Source organism: Streptomyces tibetensis (assembly GCF_040647715.1).
In the GTDB taxonomy this organism is placed as follows: domain Bacteria; phylum Actinomycetota; class Actinomycetes; order Streptomycetales; family Streptomycetaceae; genus Streptomyces; species Streptomyces tibetensis_A.
Map to the genome: position 1 here is coordinate 13469 of NZ_JBEZCR010000013.1, position 17156 is coordinate 30624.

11 protein-coding genes and 1 pseudogene are annotated in these 17156 nt (G+C 71.1%); 8 read left to right on the top strand and 4 right to left on the bottom strand.

Going from position 1 to position 17156, the window contains the following annotated elements:
• Window positions 1–26: 26 nt before the first annotated feature.
• The gene (locus tag AB0B29_RS30160) at window positions 27–1913 is read right to left on the bottom strand and encodes an ABC transporter ATP-binding protein (RefSeq protein WP_362244638.1); all 1887 of its coding nucleotides are present in this window, start codon (window positions 1911–1913) and stop codon (window positions 27–29) included.
• Window positions 1910–3811, bottom strand: a complete 1902-nt coding sequence (locus AB0B29_RS30165) for an ABC transporter ATP-binding protein (RefSeq protein WP_362244640.1) — start codon at window positions 3809–3811, stop codon at window positions 1910–1912. Before AB0B29_RS30165 ends, AB0B29_RS30160 begins: the two co-directional genes overlap by 4 nt.
• 287 nt (window positions 3812–4098) lie before the next feature.
• Here AB0B29_RS30165 and AB0B29_RS30170 point away from each other — a divergent pair.
• Together AB0B29_RS30170 and AB0B29_RS30175 are read left to right on the top strand one after the other, a co-directional pair.
• Window positions 4099–4650, top strand: a pseudogene (locus tag AB0B29_RS30170) (ABC transporter ATP-binding protein); the annotation flags it as partial.
• A 70-nt stretch (window positions 4651–4720) separates the two neighbouring features.
• Window positions 4721–5338, top strand: a complete 618-nt coding sequence (locus AB0B29_RS30175) for a response regulator transcription factor (protein WP_362244949.1) — start codon at window positions 4721–4723, stop codon at window positions 5336–5338.
• A gap of 51 nt (window positions 5339–5389) precedes the next feature.
• Here AB0B29_RS30175 and AB0B29_RS30180 read toward each other — a convergent pair whose 3' ends face one another.
• Both AB0B29_RS30180 and glgX read right to left on the bottom strand, forming a co-directional pair.
• On the bottom strand, window positions 5390–6796 hold the full coding sequence (locus AB0B29_RS30180) for a sulfatase family protein (protein WP_362244642.1): 1407 nt from the start codon (window positions 6794–6796) through the stop codon (window positions 5390–5392).
• Window positions 6797–7125: 329 nt separating this feature from the next.
• Window positions 7126–9378 carry a glycogen debranching protein GlgX gene (glgX, locus tag AB0B29_RS30185; RefSeq protein WP_362244644.1) on the bottom strand — a complete coding sequence of 751 codons (2253 nt, stop codon included), beginning with the start codon at window positions 9376–9378 and terminating at the stop codon, window positions 7126–7128.
• 189 nt (window positions 9379–9567) lie between these two features.
• Here glgX and AB0B29_RS30190 point away from each other — a divergent pair, with 189 nt between their 5' ends.
• The 6 genes from AB0B29_RS30190 (at window position 9568) to AB0B29_RS30215 (ending at window position 17107) form a co-directional block, all read left to right on the top strand.
• Window positions 9568–10812, top strand: a complete 1245-nt coding sequence (locus AB0B29_RS30190) for a L,D-transpeptidase (protein WP_362244646.1) — start codon at window positions 9568–9570, stop codon at window positions 10810–10812.
• A gap of 201 nt (window positions 10813–11013) precedes the next feature.
• Window positions 11014–12198, top strand: coding sequence for a L,D-transpeptidase (locus AB0B29_RS30195; protein WP_362244648.1), 1185 nt, complete (start codon window positions 11014–11016; stop codon window positions 12196–12198).
• 177 nt (window positions 12199–12375) lie between these two features.
• Window positions 12376–13143 (top strand): enoyl-CoA hydratase/isomerase family protein, encoded by a 768-nt coding sequence (locus tag AB0B29_RS30200; protein ID WP_362244650.1) that lies wholly within the window; start codon window positions 12376–12378, stop codon window positions 13141–13143.
• 276 nt (window positions 13144–13419) lie between these two features.
• On the top strand, window positions 13420–13923 hold the full coding sequence (locus tag AB0B29_RS30205; protein WP_362244652.1) for an ATP-binding protein: 504 nt from the start codon (window positions 13420–13422) through the stop codon (window positions 13921–13923).
• Window positions 13924–13999: 76 nt separating this feature from the next.
• Window positions 14000–15178: a YncE family protein gene (locus AB0B29_RS30210; RefSeq protein ID WP_362244654.1), complete on the top strand. Its 1179-nt coding sequence runs from the start codon at window positions 14000–14002 to the stop codon at window positions 15176–15178.
• A gap of 279 nt (window positions 15179–15457) precedes the next feature.
• Window positions 15458–17107 (top strand): FAD-binding oxidoreductase, encoded by a 1650-nt coding sequence (locus AB0B29_RS30215; protein ID WP_362244656.1) that lies wholly within the window; start codon window positions 15458–15460, stop codon window positions 17105–17107.
• The last annotated feature ends 49 nt before the right edge of the window (window positions 17108–17156 follow it).

Below are 17156 nucleotides of genomic sequence, written 5' to 3' on the forward strand. Positions count from 1 at the left end.
GCACGATGCGAGACGTGCAAGAGCCCCTAGGCCAGACTGTCCTCCCACGCCCGGTGCAGATCCGCGAACCTGCCCGTACCCGTGATGAGTTCGGCCGGTTCGCCGTCCTCCACGATCCGGCCGTGCTCCATCACCAGAACGCGGTCCGCGATCTCCACGGTCGACAGCCGGTGCGCGATGACCACCGCCGTGCGGCCCTTCAGCACCGTCGTCATGGCCCGCTGCACCGCCCGCTCCCCGGGAATGTCCAGCGAGCTGGTCGCCTCGTCGAGGATCAGCACCGCCGGGTCGGCCAGCAACGCCCGCGCGAACGCGACCAGTTGCCGCTGCCCGGCGGAGATCCGCCCACCTCGCTTGCGCACGTCGGTGTCGTAGCCGTCGGGCAGGGAGGCGATGAAGTCGTGCGCGCCGATCTCCTTCGCCGCCTGCTCCATCTCCTCGCGGGTGGCGTCCGGGCGGCCGATCGCGATGTTGTCGGCGACCGTGCCGGAGAACAGGAACGCCTCCTGCGTCACCATGACCACCCCACGCCGCAGTTCCGGCACGGAGAGGTCGCGCAGATCGACGCCGTCCAGCAGCACCCGGCCGCCGGAGGGGTCGTAGAACCGGGCCAGCAGCTTGGCCAGCGTCGACTTGCCGGCGCCCGTGGACCCCACGACCGCGACCGTCTGCCCCGCCGGCAGGGTGAGGTCGAACGCGGGCAGCACCTCGCCGCCGGTGCGGTAGCCGAAGCGGACGCCGTCGAAGACCACTTCGCGGCCGGGGTGCTCGCTCTGGAGCGGCGGGAGCTGCCGCGGGGTGGCCGGCTCGGGGACCGACGGGGTCTGCGCGAGCAGGCCGGCGATCTTCTCCAGCGAGGCCGCCGCCGACTGGTACGAGTTCAGGAACATCCCGAGCCGGTCGATGGGGTCGTACAGCCGCCGCAGGTACAGCACGGCCGCCGCCAGCACACCGAGGGCCAGTGTGCCGTCCGCGACCCGTTGGGCGCCCCACAGGACGATCGCCGCGACCGCCGTGTTGGCGACCAGGCGGGAGCCGGTGACGTAGCGGGCCATCTCCAGCAGCGCGTCGCCGTTGACCCGTTCGTGCCGCCGGTTGAGCTCGCCGAAGTCCGCGTCGTTGGCGGACTCGCGACGGAAGGCGCGCACCGGGCGGATGCCGTTCATCGTCTCGACGAACTTGACGATCACGGCCGCGATGGCGGTCGACCGCGCCCGGTATACCCGCCCGGCCCGCCGCTGGTACCACCGCACGAGTGCGTACAGCGGCACCAGGGACGCCACCGCCACGCCCCCGAGGCCCAGGTCGAGCCAGAGCAGCATCGCCGAGATGTAGACGAAGGACAGGATCACCGTCACGAGCTCCTGGAGACCCTCGTCCAGCAACTCGCGCAGCGACTCCACGTCGGTCGTGGAGCGGGAGATGAGCCGGCCCGAGGTGTAGCGCTCGTGGAAGTCGACGCTCAGCGCCTGCGCGTGGCGGAAGATCCGCCCGCGCAGATCCAGCAGGACGTCCTGGCTGACCCGGGCCGCGGCGGCGACGAACGCGAACTGCAGCCCGCCCGCGGCCAGCGCGCACGCCAGATACCCGACGCCCACCGCGATCAGCGGCCCGTGGTCCTGCGCGCGGAACGCCGGCACGCCGCGGTCGATGGCGTACGCCACGAGCAGCGGGCCCGCCTGCACGACCGCCTGCTGGAGCAGCAGCAGGAGCGTCGTGACCGTGACCCGGGCCTTCATGGGCGCGAGCAGGGAGCGCAGCAGGGCCCCGGTGGCGCCCGGCGGGGTGGGCAGGACGTCCTGGTCGAAGGGGTCGCCGGTGGCGGCGGGACGATCGCCGGATGCGTCGTCACGCCGTTCGTCGGGCCGGTCGCCGGGTTTGTCGCCGGCCGGTGCGCCGGTGGCCGCCGTCATCGTGCGCCCTCCTCTTCCTCTGACGTTCCCCCGGACGTTTCCCTTGACGTTCTCCCGGAGAATTCCCCGGACGTGCTGCCGGACGTTTCCCCTGACATCAGATGCGCGTACTCGGCGTTCGTCCGCAGCAGTTCCTGGTGGGTGCCGACCGCGGCGATCCGGCCGCCGGACAGCAGCGCGACGCGGTCGGCGAGCAGCACGGTGGACGGGCGGTGCGCGACGATCAGGGCCGTGGTGTCCGCCAGCACCTGCCGCAGGGCGGCCTCCACGGCGGCCTCCGTGTGCACGTCCAGGGCCGACAGCGGGTCGTCCAGGACGAGGAACTCCGGCTGCCCGACGACGGCCCGGGCGAGCGCGAGGCGTTGGCGCTGGCCGCCGGAGAGGCTGAGGCCCTGCTCGCCCACCTGGGTGTCCGCCCCCTGGGGCAGGGCATGCACGAACTCGGCCTGCGCGACGGCGAGGGCACGCTCCAGATCGGCGGTGCCGGCGGTGTCCCTCGCGGCGCCCATGAGAACGTTGTCGCGGACCGCGGCCGAGAACAGCGTGGGCTCCTCGAAGGCCACGGCGACCCTGGCGCGCAGCGCTTCTCTGGACAGCTCCGTGATGTCGGTGCCGTCGAGGGTGATGCGGCCCGAGGTCAGCTCGTAGAGGCGGGGCACGAGCGCGGTGAGGGTGGTCTTGCCGCTGCCGGTGGCCCCGACCAGGGCCATGGACTCGCCGGGGCGGATGTGCAGGTCGACGTCCTGCAGGACGGGAGGGGAACCGGGCGGGGCGTCCGGGTAGCGGAACCGGACGTGGTGGAAGCGAAGCCCCGTGTCCTGCGGGTCCTTCGAGCCGGCCCGCGTACCGGAGGCCAGGCGCTCTGGAGCGGTGGGCTCGGAGGTGCGGTGCCCGGAGGCGGTGTCCTCGACTTCCTCGTCCATCACCTCGAAGAACCGCTCCGTCGCCGTCGCCGCCTCCTGGCTCATCGCCAGCAGGAACCCGATCGACTCGACCGGCCACCGCAACGCCAGCGCCGTCGACAGGAACGCCACCAGCGTCCCCGCCGACAGGGCACCGTCGGCCACCTGCACGGCCCCCACCACCAGCGCCGCACCGATCGCCACCTCCGGCAGCGTCACGATGACGCCCCAGATCGTCGCCAGCAGCCGCGCCTTGCGCAGTTCCGTACCGCGCAGCGTCCGCGACAGGTCCCGGAACGCCCGCGCCTGGCTCCGGTGGCGGCCGAAGCCCTTGATGATGCGGATGCCGAGCACGCTCTCCTCGACGACCGTCGTCAGATCGCCCACCTGGTCCTGGGCCCGCCGGGCCACCTGCGCGTACCGCTTCTCGAAGACCAGGCAGGTGACCATGACGGGCACGGCGGGTCCGAGGACGACCAGTCCCAGTGTCCAGTCCTGGAGCAGCATGATGACCACGCCCACGACGATCGTCACCCCGTTGACCAGCAGGAACGTCAGGGGGAAGGCGAGGAACTGGCGCAGCAGCATCAGATCGGTGGTGCCGCGGGACAGCAACTGCCCCGATGCCCACCGGTCGTGGAAGGCCACCGGCAGCCGCTGGAGGTGCCGGTACAGTCCCGCCCGCATGGACGCCTCGACGTGGGTGAGCGGACGGGCCACCAGCCACCGCCGCAGCCCGAACAGCAGGGCCTCAGCGAAGCCCAGCAACAGCAGGTACAGCGCGCCGAGCCACACCCCGGCCGGGTCCCGCCCGGCGATCGGCCCGTCGACCATCCACTTCAGGACGAGCGGGATCACCAGGCCCACGCAGGAGGCGAGTATCGCGACGAACGCGGCACTGAACAGCCGCACCCGCGCGGGCCGCACGTACGGCCACAGGCGCAGCAACGAGCGCACGGCGGAACGGTCCTGGGCAAAGGCGGGTGTCGTGGCCATCAGCAGCGAGCCTACGGATCGCCACTGACACTGCCCACCGAGTTTCCGCCGGACACGGCTCGGTCCTTGGTCCTACGACCTGGGAGAACGTTCGACGGGCCGTACGGCCGCACCCGCCCGGGCACGGCCGCACTTCTGCCCCCTGAGGTCGCACCGCCCCGTACGCCGCACCCGCCCTCGTACGGCCGCACCCGTCGGGTCGTACGGCGGCATCAGCCGATCGGTGGATGTCCGTTCGAGCACGACGGCCGATGTGCCGGGCCCGGCCTCACCGGGACCCTCTTCGTATGCAGACCGCACCTGTCATCGAAGTCACCGAGCTGCGCAAGAGCTACGCCGGCCGCCGCGCCGTCGACGGTGTCTCCTTCGCCGTGGAGGAGGGCGAGATCTTCGGGATCCTCGGCCCCAACGGCGCCGGGAAGACCACCACCGTGGAGTGCGTCGAGGGGCTGCGCGTGCCCGACTCCGGCCGCGTCCGGGTCGCCGGGCTCGACCCCGTCACCGAGCACGAGGGCACCCGCCGGGTGCTCGGCGCGCAGCTCCAGGAGAGCGAACTCCAGGCCAAGCTCACCGTCCGCGAGGCGCTGGAGCTGTACAGCGCCTTCTACCCGAGCCCGCTCGACTGGCGGCCCCTCGCCGAACGCCTCGGCCTGGCCGCCAAGCTCGGCACCCGGTTCGCCAAACTCTCCGGCGGCCAGAAGCAACGGCTGTTCATCGCACTCGCCCTGGTGGGCAACCCGAGAGCCGTCGTCCTGGACGAGTTGACCACCGGACTCGACCCGCGCGCCCGCCGCGACACCTGGGAGCTGATCGAGGACATCCGCGCGAACGGGGTGACACGGCACGCGGCGGCGCCCCGGTGCGGCGGCCGCGGCGGGGGCTGAACACGCCGCGACGGGGGCCGCCCCGATCACTCTGCTGATCGTCGACGACCACCCCGTCGTCCGGGACGGCCTGCGCGGCATGTTCGAGTCCGCGCCGGGCTTCCGGGTCCTCGGGGAAGCGCCGAACGGCGTCGAGGCGGTCTCGCTCGCCGCGGCCCTCGACCCGGACGTGATCCTGATGGATCTGCGCATGCCGGGTGGTGGGGGAGTGGACGCCATCCGTGAACTGGCCCGTACCGGCGTCCGCGCCAAGGTCCTCGTGCTCACCACCTACGACACCGACTCCGACACCCTGCCCGCGATCGAGGCGGGCGCGACGGGTTATCTGCTGAAGGACGCCCCGCGGGACGAACTGTTCACAGGGGTGCGGGCGGCGGCGGAGGGCCGTACGGTCCTGTCCCCCGCGGTCGCCTCGCGCCTGGTCTCCGCGGTGCGCGCCCCCGGCAACGAGCCCCTCTCCGCCCGCGAGCGCGAGGTGCTGGCCCTGGTCGCCAGGGGCACGTCCAACCGCGAGATCGCCCGTGAACTGTTCATCAGCGAGGCGACGGTCAAGACCCACCTCACCCACCTGTACGCCAAGCTGGGCGTCAACGACCGCGCGGCAGCGGTCGCGACGGCGTACCAGCGGGGGATCCTCGGCTAGGGCCCGTCGTCCGGAGAGGGCCACGCGTCACCCACCGGCCCGGACAGCACCCTAGGCCGGGTAGGGCAGCAGGGTTCGGTCGGTCCTCTCCCAGGCGGCCTTGAGCTCGGCGAGCAGCTCCGGTCGGTCCGCGGCGAGGTCGGCCTGTTCCCGCAGGTCCTCGGCCAGGTCGTACAGGTGGTCGGTGCCCTTGGCGTCCCGGTAGTACTTCCACTTCCCGCGCCGCAGCGCCCGGTTGGCCCGCACCCGCCAGAACAGGTCGTGCTCCGGCGGCTGCTCGCCCCGCAGCAGGTATCCGGCCAGGCTCGCACCGTCCAGCGGGTAGGCCGGATCGGGTCGCGCGCCGGCCACCTCCAGGAAGGTCGCGGTCCAGTCGGGAGAGAGGTTGGGCGCGTGACTGACCTGGTTGCCGTCGATCCGGTGCGGCCAGCGCACGATCGTCGGCACCCGGATGCCGCCCTCCTGCAGCACGAACTTCTCGCCGCTGAGCGGCCACAGGTACGACCAGCGCTCACCGCCGTTGTCGCTGGCGAAGTACACCAGCGTGTGCTCCTCCTGTCCGGAGCGGCGCAGCGCCGTGAGCACCTCGCCGACGGCCGCGTCCAGGCTCTGCACCATCTCGGTGTACTTGGCGACCGAGCCGCCGTCGTGGTGGTTGAGCGCGGCCGACACCTCCGCCTGGCTCTTCGCGTTCCGGATCTCCTCCGCGATCTCGGCGCCGGTCTCCTCGTCGCCCTCCGCGAGCCACGGCCAGTGCGGGGTGGTGAAGTTGAGGTTGAGCAGCCACGGCTGGTCGTGGTCGCGGCTGACGTACTCCACGGCCCGTTCGGTCAGGACGTTCGTGTAGTACCGCAGGTCCTTGTACTCGGCGTCGCCCTCGTAGAGGTCGTACTCGCCGAGCTGCCCCAGCTTGGAGAAGTACTCCAGCACGCCCCCGTGGTTGCCGAAGAACTCGTCCCAACCGGACTTGATGGGGCTGTAGTCGGGCAGCCAGCCGCAGTGCCACTTGCCGATGAGGGCGGTCGCGTAGCCCGCCTTCTTCAGCAGGGAGGCGAGGGTGGGGTGGTGGGGGTCCAGGCCCTGGGACCGGTCGGCGACCGGCTCGGCCAGTCCGCCCTCGGTACGTCCCGGATAGCGGCCGGTGTAAAGACTGAACCGGGTCGGGGAGCAGGTCGAGGAGCCGGAGTAGGCGTCGGTGAAGCGCACCCCCTGGCGGGCCAGCCGGTCCAGGTTCGGCGTGCTGATGTGCGGGGCGCCGTAGGAGGACAGGTCGGCCCAGCCGAGGTCGTCGCCGAGGATGACGAGGATGTTGGGGCGCTGCCCGGAGGCGGCGCCGGGGCGGGCCCGGAAGGGGCGTTCGACGGGAACCGCCTCGGCGGCACCGGCCGTACCGGCCACGGCGCCCAGGGCACCACCGCCGACGAGAGCACCGAGGGCACGACGGGATATTTCGGGCATGCGGAATCCTGGAGGACCGAGGGGCAGTGAGGGAGAGCCGAGGCTCAGCAGCGACGCTGCCAGCGGTGCGACGCAGGGGTCAAGAAGATCCCCGCCGCGTTCACGGACCTGCAACGAGCCGCAACACCGCGCGGCACCCCCGCCCCGACCGCCCGGCGAAACGGCACCTCAGCCCGCCACCGGCAGCCGAGGCACGCCCCGTACCGGCGTGCCCGGCCTCGCCCTCCCGGCCCGTGGCGAAACGATGCCTCAGCCTGCCACTCGCAGTGCGGCCGGCCCGCACCGGCATGCCCCGGCCTAGCCCTCCCGGCCCGTGGCGAAACGATGCCTCAGCCTGCCACTCGCAGCAGCAGCACCGCCCGTGCCGGCATGGTGATCTCCGTTCCCGCGCGGTGTTCGACGCCCGGTGCCTCTCCCTGCTCCTCCCGGCTCGTGTCCACGACGACCTCGTACCGTTCGGCCCACGGCGGCCCCGGCAGCGCGAAGTTCACCGGCCCCTCGCCCGCGTGCAGGACGGCCAGGAAGCTGTCGTCGAGGATCTGCTCCCCGCGTTCGTCGCGGCCCGGGATGTCCCGGCCGGACAGGTACATGCCGAGCGTGGCGGCGGGCGCGTACCAGTCCTGCTCCGTCATCTCCGTGCCCCGGGACGTGAACCAGGCCAGGTCGCGCAGCCCGTCCGCGGTCTGCGCCCGGCCCGAGAAGAACGCCCGGCGCCTGAGCACCGGGTGGCGGTGACGCAGCGCGATCAGGCGGGAGGTCAGCGCGAACAGGGCCTGCCAGGCCGGGTCCTCCAGGAGCTCCCAGTCCAGCCAGCTGATCTCGTTGTCCTGGCAGTAGGCGTTGTTGCTGCCGCGCTGGGTGCGGCCCATCTCGTCGCCCGCGACCAGCATCGGCACGCCCGTCGACAGCAGCAGCGTGGTCAGGAGGTTCCTGAGCTGGCGCCGCCTGAGCGCCCGTACGCCCTCGTCGTCGCTCTCGCCCTCGGCACCGCAGTTCCACGCCCGGTTGTCGTCCGTGCCGTCCCGATTGCCCTCGCCGTTGGCCTCGTTGTGCTTGCGCTCGTAGGACACCAGGTCGCGCAGGGTGAAACCGTCGTGCGCCGTGACGAAGTTGACGGACGCGTACGGCCTGCGCCCACCCCAGGCGTACAGGTCGCTGGAGCCCGACAGGCGGTACCCCATCTCGCGCACGTCCGGCAGCGCGTGCCGCCAGAAGTCCCGTACGGCGTCGCGGTACCGGTCGTTCCACTCCGTCCACAGCGGGGGGAACGCCCCCACCTGGTAGCCGCCCGACCCCACGTCCCACGGCTCGGCGATCAGCTTCACCCGGCGCAGCACCGGGTCCTGGGCGATGACCGCGAGGAACGGGGACAGCATGTCGACGTCGTGCATGGAGCGGGCCAGCGCCGCCGCAAGGTCGAAACGGAAGCCGTCCACACCCATCTCGGTGACCCAGTAGCGCAGCGAGTCCGTGATCAGGCGCAGCACGTGCGGCTGGACCACGTGCAGGGTGTTGCCGCAGCCGGTGTAGTCGGTGTAGCGCCGGGGGTCGTCCTGGAGGCGGTAGTAACCCCGGTTGTCGACGCCCTTCAGGGACAGCGTCGGACCGAGCTCGCCCGCCTCCGCGGTGTGGTTGTAGACGACGTCGAGGATGACCTCGATCCCGGCCGCGTGCAGGGCGCGCACCATCCGTTTGAACTCGCCGACCTGCTGCCCGGCCGTGCCGGAGGCCGCGTAGCCCGCGTGCGGGGCGAAGTAGCCGATGGAGTTGTAGCCCCAGTAGTTCCTCAGACCTCTGCGCAGCAGGTGGTCCTCGTGCGCGAACTGGTGCACCGGCAGCAGCTCCACCGCCGTCACGCCCAGCTTCACCAGGTGCTCTATCGCCGCCGGGTGCGCGAGACCGGCGTAGGTGCCGCGCAACTCCTCGGGGATGCCCGGGTGCAGCCGTGTGAAGCCCTTGACGTGCAGTTCGTAGATCACCGAGTCGGCCCACGGCGTCTTCGGGCGGCGGTCGTCGGCCCAGTCGTCGTCATCGTGGACGACGACGCCCTTCGGCACGTACGGCGCCGAGTCCCGGTCGTCGCGGACGGTGTCGGCGACGTGCTGCTGCGGCCAGTCGCGGACGTGCCCGTACACCTCCGGCGGCAGACCGAAGTCCCCGTCGACGGCGCGGGCGTACGGGTCGAGCAGCAGCTTCGCCGGGTTCCAGCGGGCACCCGTCCACGGGTCCCAGCGGCCGTGCACCCGGTAGCCGTAGCGCTGCCCGGGCAGCACGCCCGGGACGAAGCCGTGCCAGATCTCGTGGGTCAGCTCGGCGAGCCGGACCCGCGCCTCCTTGCCCGCCTCGTCGAACACGCACAGCTCGACGCCCTCGGCCCCGCCCGCCCACAACGCGAAGTTGGTGCCCGCCACCCCGTCCGGGCCGACCCGGAACCGGGCGCCCAGCGGGGTCGGCGCGCCCGGCCACGCGGACACGGTGGGCGGCGGCGCGGCCCTCCGTGCGCCGTTCACGGCGGCGGCCTGGCGCCCGTTCCCGGTGGCCCGATGACCGGCCACCGCCTCCTGCTCGGCTGCGCTGGACACCTGTCAGCCTCCCACCGGCTCGTGGGACGACGGGGGACAGAGGGGTGCGGCCCTGTGCTGCGGCCCGGGTCGCGGCTCCCCTGCGCGTCGTCCTCCCCACTGTTCTGCCCAGAGCGTGGGTCGCACTCACGTTTCCCCGGGGGCGGGCATGGTCGTTTCCCGGGGACGCGGCCGGTCGTTGGGCACCGCGTGAGGCACGTACAAGGGCGCGCGCGGCGCGTGAGGGCCGCGCTGGCCGCCGTAGTGACATGGGCAGGGCTCCTGGCCGGGGCCACGGGGTGTACCTCGGACGACGCGGGCGGGGTCACCGGGGCGTTCGGCGCGCCCCCGGCGCCCGAGGACGTCATCAAGGTCTCGCCCGCCGACGGCAGCAGGGGTGTGCGCCCCGACAGGAAGCTGCGGGTGCACGTGCCCGACGGCCGGCTGGAGAAGGTGAGGGTCGTCAGCTCGCGGGACGCCCAGGACTCCCCGGTGGCCGGGCACCTCTCCGCCGACGGCCTGACCTGGGAACCCGACGAGCAGCAGCTCGCGCTGGCCGCCAAGTACTCGATCGACGCGGTGGCCGTGGACGGCGACGGGCGCCGCTCGGCCCGGCACACCACCTTCACCACCTACGTCCCCGAGGAACGCTTCATCGGCTACGTCGCCCCGGAGAACCGCGCCACGGTCGGCACCGGCATGATCGTCTCCCTGGAGTTCAGCCGCGAGATCACCGACCGCGCCGCCGTCGAACGCGCGGTCCGGGTCACCGCCCGCCCGCCCGTCGAGATCCGCCCGCACTGGTTCGGCCGGACCCGCCTCGACTTCCGCCCCGCGGACTACTGGAAACCCGGCACCCGGGTCACCGTCGCCCTGCGGCTGCGCGATGTCGAGGGCGCGCCCGGCGTCTACGGCCTGCAGCACAAGACGTTCTCGTTCACCGTCGGCCGCAGCCAGGTCTCCGTGGTCGACGCCGCCGCCCACTCCATGGAGGTCCGGCGCGACGGCGAGCCCCTGGCCACCGTGCCCGTCACGGCCGGCGCCCCCGGGAACACCACGTACAACGGCAAGATGGTGATCACGGAGATGCTCGACGTCACCCGCATGAACGGCGCCACGGTGGGTTTCAGGCAGCGCGACGGCCAGGGCGAGTACGACATCCCCGACGTCCCCCATGCCATGCGCCTGACCGACTCCGGGACCTTCCTGCACGGCAACTACTGGGCGCACCACTCCGTGTTCGGACGCACCAACGTCAGCCACGGCTGCATCGGGCTGCGCGACGTGAAGGGCGGCAGCTCGGACACCCCGGCCGGCTGGTTCTTCGACCGCAGCCTCGTCGGTGACGTGGTGGAGGTCGTCAACAGCAACGACAAAGAGGTCTCTCCGGGCAACGGGCTCGGAGGATGGAATATGGGCTGGAATGCATGGAAGGCGGGCAGTGCGGTGAAGTAACCCGACAGGGGGGCGGGTTGACCGGTGATCCGTTGGGACCGAACGGTGACAATCGCAGACCGCCGGTGCCCGGTGCCTTGTGGTTACTATGCGCCGACGCGCGGGGGACGCGCGGGGTGCGGGCCTGACCAGGCCCTGGGAGGGGAGAACCACGTGAACGGGCGACCGATATCGGGGGCGTCGGTTGGGCGCAGGAACGGAATGCTCGCGTCGGCGATCGGCGTGCTGCTCCTCGCCGTCACGGCGTGCGGCGGCGGGGGAAGCGGCTCCGGTTCCGGTGAGGGTGACAGCAAGGGCAGGGACTCGGGCAGCGCACAGAGCAAGCAGTCCGAGGCGGTCGTCGGCATCACCCCCAAGGACGGGGCGAAGTCCGTCGACACGAGCGGTGCGCTGAAGGTCACCGCGACGAAGGGGAAGCTGACCGAGGTCGAGGTCAAGGACGCCGAGGGCAAGAAGGTCGACGGCGAGATATCCGGGGACGGCGCCCGTTGGACGCCGTCCACCCATCTGGCCGGCGCCACCAAGTACACGGTCCACGCGGTGGCCAAGGACTCCGAGGGCCGCACGGCCGCCGAGGACGCGGGCTTCACCACACTGACCCCGGAGAACACCTTCACCGGCACCTTCACCCCCGAGGACGGGTCCAAGGTCGGCGTCGGGATGCCGTTCTCCATCCGCTTCTCCCGGGGCATCACCGCACCGGAGGACGTCGAGAAGGCCATTCGCATCAGGACGGAGCCGGCCGTCGACGTCGAGGGCCACTGGTTCGGCAACGACCGCCTCGACTTCCGCCCGGAGAAGTACTGGAAGCCCGGCACCAAGGTGACCGTGGACCTCGACCTCGACGGCGTCGAGGGCCGACCCGGCGTCTACGGCGAGCAGGACAAGACGGTGAAGTTCACCATCGGCCGCAACCAGGTCTCCGTGGTGGACGCCAAGAAGCTCACGATGAAGGTCACGCAGGACGGCAAGACCATCAAGACCATTCCCGTCACCACCGGCCAGCCCGGCATGGAGACCTGGAACGGCCAGATGGTCGTCAGCGAGATGCTCACGGTCACCCGGATGAACGGCGAGACGGTCGGCTACGGCGGTGAGTACGACATCAAGGACGTTCCGCACGCCGTCCGCCTGACCACCTCCGGCACGTTCCTGCACGGCAACTACTGGGCGAGCGGCGCCTTCGGCAACTACAACGCCAGCCACGGCTGCATCGGCCTGCGCGACGTGCGCGGCGGCTGGGACAAGAAGGTGCCGGCCGCGTGGTTCTTCAACCACTCGATGATCGGCGACGTGGTGGTCGTCAAGAACTCGAAGGACCGGATCGTCGACCCGGACAACGGGCTCAACGGCTGGAACATGTCCTGGGAGAAGTGGAAGAAGTAGCCCACAGCCGACCTGAGGGGCCCCGGTGCGACCGACCGCACCGGGGTCCCTGGCGTCGGTCCCGGGGGGCGACCACCGCACCCCGGGCGTCGGCCCCGGGGGCAACCACCGGACCCCGGGTCGGTGTGACCGACCGCACCGGCCCCAATCCTGTTAGCCCCCGTTAACCTGCTGCCCATGACCGTCTCTCTCGAAGTCGCTGAAGGCGTCGGCACGATCCGTCTCGACCGCCCGCCCATGAACGCGCTGGACATCGCCACGCAGGACCGGCTGAAGGAACTCGCGGAGGAGGCCGCCCGCCGCGAGGACGTCCGGGCGGTGGTCCTCTACGGCGGGGAGAAGGTGTTCGCGGCCGGCGCGGACATCAAGGAGATGCAGGCGATGGACCACACCGCGATGGTGCTGCGCTCCCGTGCCCTGCAGGACTCGTTCACGGCCGTGGCCCGGATCCCCAAGCCGGTCGTCGCGGCCGTGACCGGCTACGCGCTGGGCGGCGGCTGCGAACTCGCCCTGTGCGCGGACTTCCGCATCGCCGGCGAGAACGCCAAGCTCGGCCAGCCGGAGATCCTGCTCGGACTGATCCCCGGCGCCGGCGGCACCCAGCGCCTGGCCCGCCTGGTCGGGCCCTCCAAGGCCAAGGACCTCATCTTCACGGGCCGGATGGTGAAGGCCGACGAGGCCCGCGAGATCGGCCTGGTGGACCGGGTCGTCCCCGCCGACGAGGTGTACGCCCAGGCGCACGCCTGGGCCAAGAAGCTGGCCCAGGGGCCGGCCCTCGCGCTGCGGGCCGCGAAGGAGTCGATCGACACGGGTCTGGAGACGGACATCGACACCGGCCTCGCGATCGAACGGAACTGGTTCGCGGGTCTGTTCGCCACCGAGGACCGTGAGCGCGGGATGCGCAGCTTCGTGGAGGAGGGACCGGGCAAGGCGAAGTTCCTCTGAACATCCGTCCAGGGGCTTGCAATTGACGTCGTGTCCGACCCGCGGTCCCCTCGATGGGGCGGTTTATGGCAGCCTTAAGACAACCTTAAGCGTGCCGGAACGGGAGAGTCCGGCGATTACCCCGGAACGCATTGTTCCAGCAGGTCGGACTGGGGATCAGTCACCTCGTCATGCCTGCGGCATATGACAGGTGATCGCCGGTCCGCCGCCCGTTCCCCGGGGCGTATTCCCCGGGAACGGCCCCGTCGGGTGCCGCGGGCGGCCATGATGGGGGGCATGGCGGGGCTGGAGGGTATGGAACAGCCGCGGGGACACGCACATGCGGCCGCGGCGCGCTGGTCGCCGACCGTCGAGGACGAACACGCGCTCAAAGCGCTGGAGTTGTACGGCAACCCGACGGAGGCGGAGGTTCCACTGCCGTCCCGCCCCGAGTCCGCGGCCACCGCGAGACGGCTCACCCAGGTCGTGATCCTGCGCCACTGGGGACTCACCCCCAAGACCACCGAGGACGCGGTGCTCCTCGTCTCCGAACTGGTCGGCAACGCCGTACGCCACACCGGCGCCCGCGTCTTCGGGCTGCGCCTGCACCGGCGCCGCGGCTGGATCCGCGTGGAGGTCCGCGATCCCTCCCGGGGGCTGCCGTGCCTGATGCCGGTCCAGGAACTGGACATCAGCGGCCGTGGTCTGTTCCTCGTCGACAAGCTGGCCGACCGGTGGGGGGTCGACCTCCTGCCACGGGGCAAGACCACCTGGTTCGAGATGCGGGTCGCCGACCGCTGAGCACGCCCGATGCCTCACCCGGTCGCCGGACGGACGAATCACGCGTTTGTCTCCGGGACGCCCATTAAATGGTGCAATGCGCCCTCACCTCGTCAAGAGCACCCTGGTCGCGGGTGCCGTCCTCGCCGCCGTCGCCGCCTGTGGCACCGGAAGCGCGGAACGGCACTCCGAGGGGCACGGCACCAAGGCCGCCGTGCCCCTTCCGCCCGAGAAGAAGCCCGTGAAGGGCCTGCCCGGCATGCCGCCCGTCCTCGACCCCGAGGACGTGTACGCGGCCGACCGCCCGAACAAGCTGTCCCCGGTGGTCAAGGACTTCCCGTCCCGGGTCTACGTCCCCAACACCGAGTCCGACACGGTCACCGTCATCGACCCGAAGACGTACGAGGTCACCGAGACGATCCGGGTGGGCCGGCAGCCCCAGCACGTCGTGCCCTCCTGGGACCTGAAGACGCTGTGGGTCAACAACAACCGCGGCCACACCCTCACTCCGATCGACCCGAAGACCGGCAAGGCGGGCAAGGACGTCGAGGTCCACGACCCGTACAACCTGTACTTCACGCCCAACGGCAGATACGCCGTCGTCATGGCCTCCCTCGACCGGGAACTGGTCTTCCGTGACCCGCACACCATGGAGATCAGAAAGACCGTCCCGGTCTCCTGCTACGGCGTCAACCACGCCGACTTCTCCCTCGACGGCCGCTACTTCATCGTCTCCTGCGAGTTCAGCGGCGAACTGCTCAAGGTGGACACCGAGAAGATGGAGGTCGTCGGGCAGCAGCGGCTGCCGTTCGAGGGCGCCATGCCGCAGGACGTGAAGGTCTCGCCCGACGGCAAGAGGTTCTACATCGCCGACATGATGGCCCACGGCATGTGGGTCCTGGACGGCGACCGGTTCACCGAACCCACCCTGCTGCCCACCGGCAAGGGCTGCCACGGCCTCTACGTCAGCCGCGACTCGCGCGAGATGTACGTGACCAACCGCGGCGAGGGCACGATCTCGGTCTTCGACTTCACCCAGGGCAAACTGACCAAGAAGTGGCAGCTGCCCGACGGCGGCAGCCCCGACATGGGCGGCGTCTCCGCCGACGGCAAGGTGCTGTGGCTGTCCGGCCGCTACGACGCCGAGGTGTACGCCGTCGACACCCGCACCGGCACCCAGCTCGCCCGCATCCCGGTCGGCAGCGGTCCGCACGGCCTCGCGGTCTACCCCCAGCCCGGCCGCTACTCGCTCGGCCACACGGGCGTCTTCAGATGAGCGGCGTCCGGCGTCCTCGGTCCGGCGCCTCGCCGGCTGCACGGAATCTCATTCCCGAAATGTATCGATGGGCGCCGCCCGGACAGTGAAGGCGAAGGCCGTACGTGGTCGTCCTCGCTGAACGCCACCGGATTCTTGCACTTCGCGCATGAGTGAAACGAGTGATGCGAGGGCCGTATCGGCGGAACGGATCCGGTATTTGTCCCCGCCCGCGGCGCTGTTCTAAGTTCCTCGGGAATCACCCAGCGAGATCTGCAAGCGAACGGGGGTATTTCTCGCATGAGTTCCTTCAGCCGCCGCCGGGCACTGCTCTCGACTGCTGGTGCTGCCGCAGGTGCCGGACTGCTGCCGGCGCCTGCCGCGACGGCCCGGGAGGCCGCGGCCGCCGGGCCGGGTCCGGTCTCCGTAAAACCGGATGATGCACGCTACGCCGACCTGATATCCGGCCTGAATCAGCGGTGGGTCGCCGCTCCGGAGCAGATCGTGCTGCCCACGACGACGCGTCAGGTCGTCGAGCTGGTGCAGGACGCGGTGAACCGTGACAAGCGCATCAGCATCAGAGGCGGCGGACATTGCTTCGAGGACTTCGTCTTCAATTCAGAAGTCGAGGTCGTCATCAACATGTCCCGTATGGACGGGGTCCATTTCGACCCGGAACGCCAGGCATTCGCCGTGGAAGGCGGGGCCACCCTGCTCCGCGTCTACGAAACCCTTTATGAGGGCTGGGGCGTCACCATTCCCGGCGGCGCGTGCTATTCCGTCGGCGTAGGCGGTCATGTGAGCGGCGGAGGCTACGGGATGCTCTCGCGCACCCACGGCCTGACCGTCGACCACCTCGACGCCGTGGAGGTGGTGGTCGTCGACGCCTCCGGCAGAGCCCGCAGTGTCGTGGCCGGCCGTGATCCCGACGACCCGAACCACGACCTGTTCTGGGCGCACACGGGCGCCGGCGGCGGCAACTTCGGCGTGATCACGAAGTACTGGTTCCGCACCCCGGGCAGGGCCGGCTCCGCTCCGGGCGCGCTGTTGCCCGAACCTCCCGCCGAGGTGCTCGTGACGATGGCGTCCTGGCCCTGGGAGGACGTCAGCAAGGCGGGCTTCACCGCCCTGCTCGAGTTCTACGGCTCCTGGCTGGAGCGGCACAAGGACGTCACCTCCCCGTACCGGGACATGTGCGTCTGGCTGATGCCGAACCACCAGTCGACCGGCGACATCGCCCTGATCGCCCAGCTGGACGCCACCCTCCCGGACGCACCGCGGCTGCTGACCGACTTCCTCACCGGCCTCAACGGCGCCCTCGGCGTCAGCGACACCCCCGGCGTGCCGGAGGCGACCGGCGGGACCCACCGGTCGACGTACGCCACCACCCAGCGGCTGCCCTGGCTGCGCGCCACCCGGTACGTGGGCACGTCCAGCCCCACCCAGACCGACCCCAACCTGCGCGGCAAGCACAAATCCGCGTACCACCGCAGGGGATTCACCCGGCAGCAGATCGAGACGATCTACGAGCACCTGACCCGTTCACCGCAGAGCGCGCGGATCGCCGGGCTCGTCATCCCGTCGACGGGCGGGCGTATCGCCGAGGTGGACCCGGCCGCGACGGCCGTGGCCCAGCGTGACTCGATCATGAAGGTCACGTATGAGACGTACTGGTACGACGAGAGCGACGACGCGGCCAACATCGCCTGGGTGCGCGGTGTCTACAGCGACGTGTACGCCGCCACCGGCGGTGTACCGGTGCCCGGCGAGCGTACCGACGGCTGTTACGTGAACTACCCCGACTCGGACCTCGGCGACCCCCGCCACAACCGGTCCTCCGTGCCCTGGCACGACCTGTACTTCAAGGGCAACTACCGGCGCCTGCAGCAGGTCAAGCGGCGCTGGGACCCGAACGACGTCTTCCGGCACCGCCAGTCCGTGCGGGCCTGATCTTCCGGCCCCGCCCCGGACCGCGCTGCGACCACCGACCTGCCGCCCC

What these genes read in the sequence shown, in the direction of transcription:
- AB0B29_RS30160 (WP_362244638.1), bottom strand. Translation starts at nt 1,913, where the DNA reads ATGACGGCGGCCACCGGCGCACCGGCCGGCGACAAACCCGGCGACCGG.
- AB0B29_RS30180 (WP_362244642.1), bottom strand. Translation starts at nt 6,796, where the DNA reads ATGCCCGAAATATCCCGTCGTGCCCTCGGTGCTCTCGTCGGCGGTGGT.
- AB0B29_RS30205 (WP_362244652.1), top strand. Translation starts at nt 13,420, where the DNA reads ATGGCGGGGCTGGAGGGTATGGAACAGCCGCGGGGACACGCACATGCG.
- AB0B29_RS30210 (WP_362244654.1), top strand. Translation starts at nt 14,000, where the DNA reads ATGCGCCCTCACCTCGTCAAGAGCACCCTGGTCGCGGGTGCCGTCCTC.
- AB0B29_RS30215 (WP_362244656.1), top strand. Translation starts at nt 15,458, where the DNA reads ATGAGTTCCTTCAGCCGCCGCCGGGCACTGCTCTCGACTGCTGGTGCT.
- AB0B29_RS30165 (WP_362244640.1), bottom strand. Translation starts at nt 3,811, where the DNA reads ATGGCCACGACACCCGCCTTTGCCCAGGACCGTTCCGCCGTGCGCTCG.
- AB0B29_RS30195 (WP_362244648.1), top strand. Translation starts at nt 11,014, where the DNA reads ATGCTCGCGTCGGCGATCGGCGTGCTGCTCCTCGCCGTCACGGCGTGC.
- AB0B29_RS30200 (WP_362244650.1), top strand. Translation starts at nt 12,376, where the DNA reads ATGACCGTCTCTCTCGAAGTCGCTGAAGGCGTCGGCACGATCCGTCTC.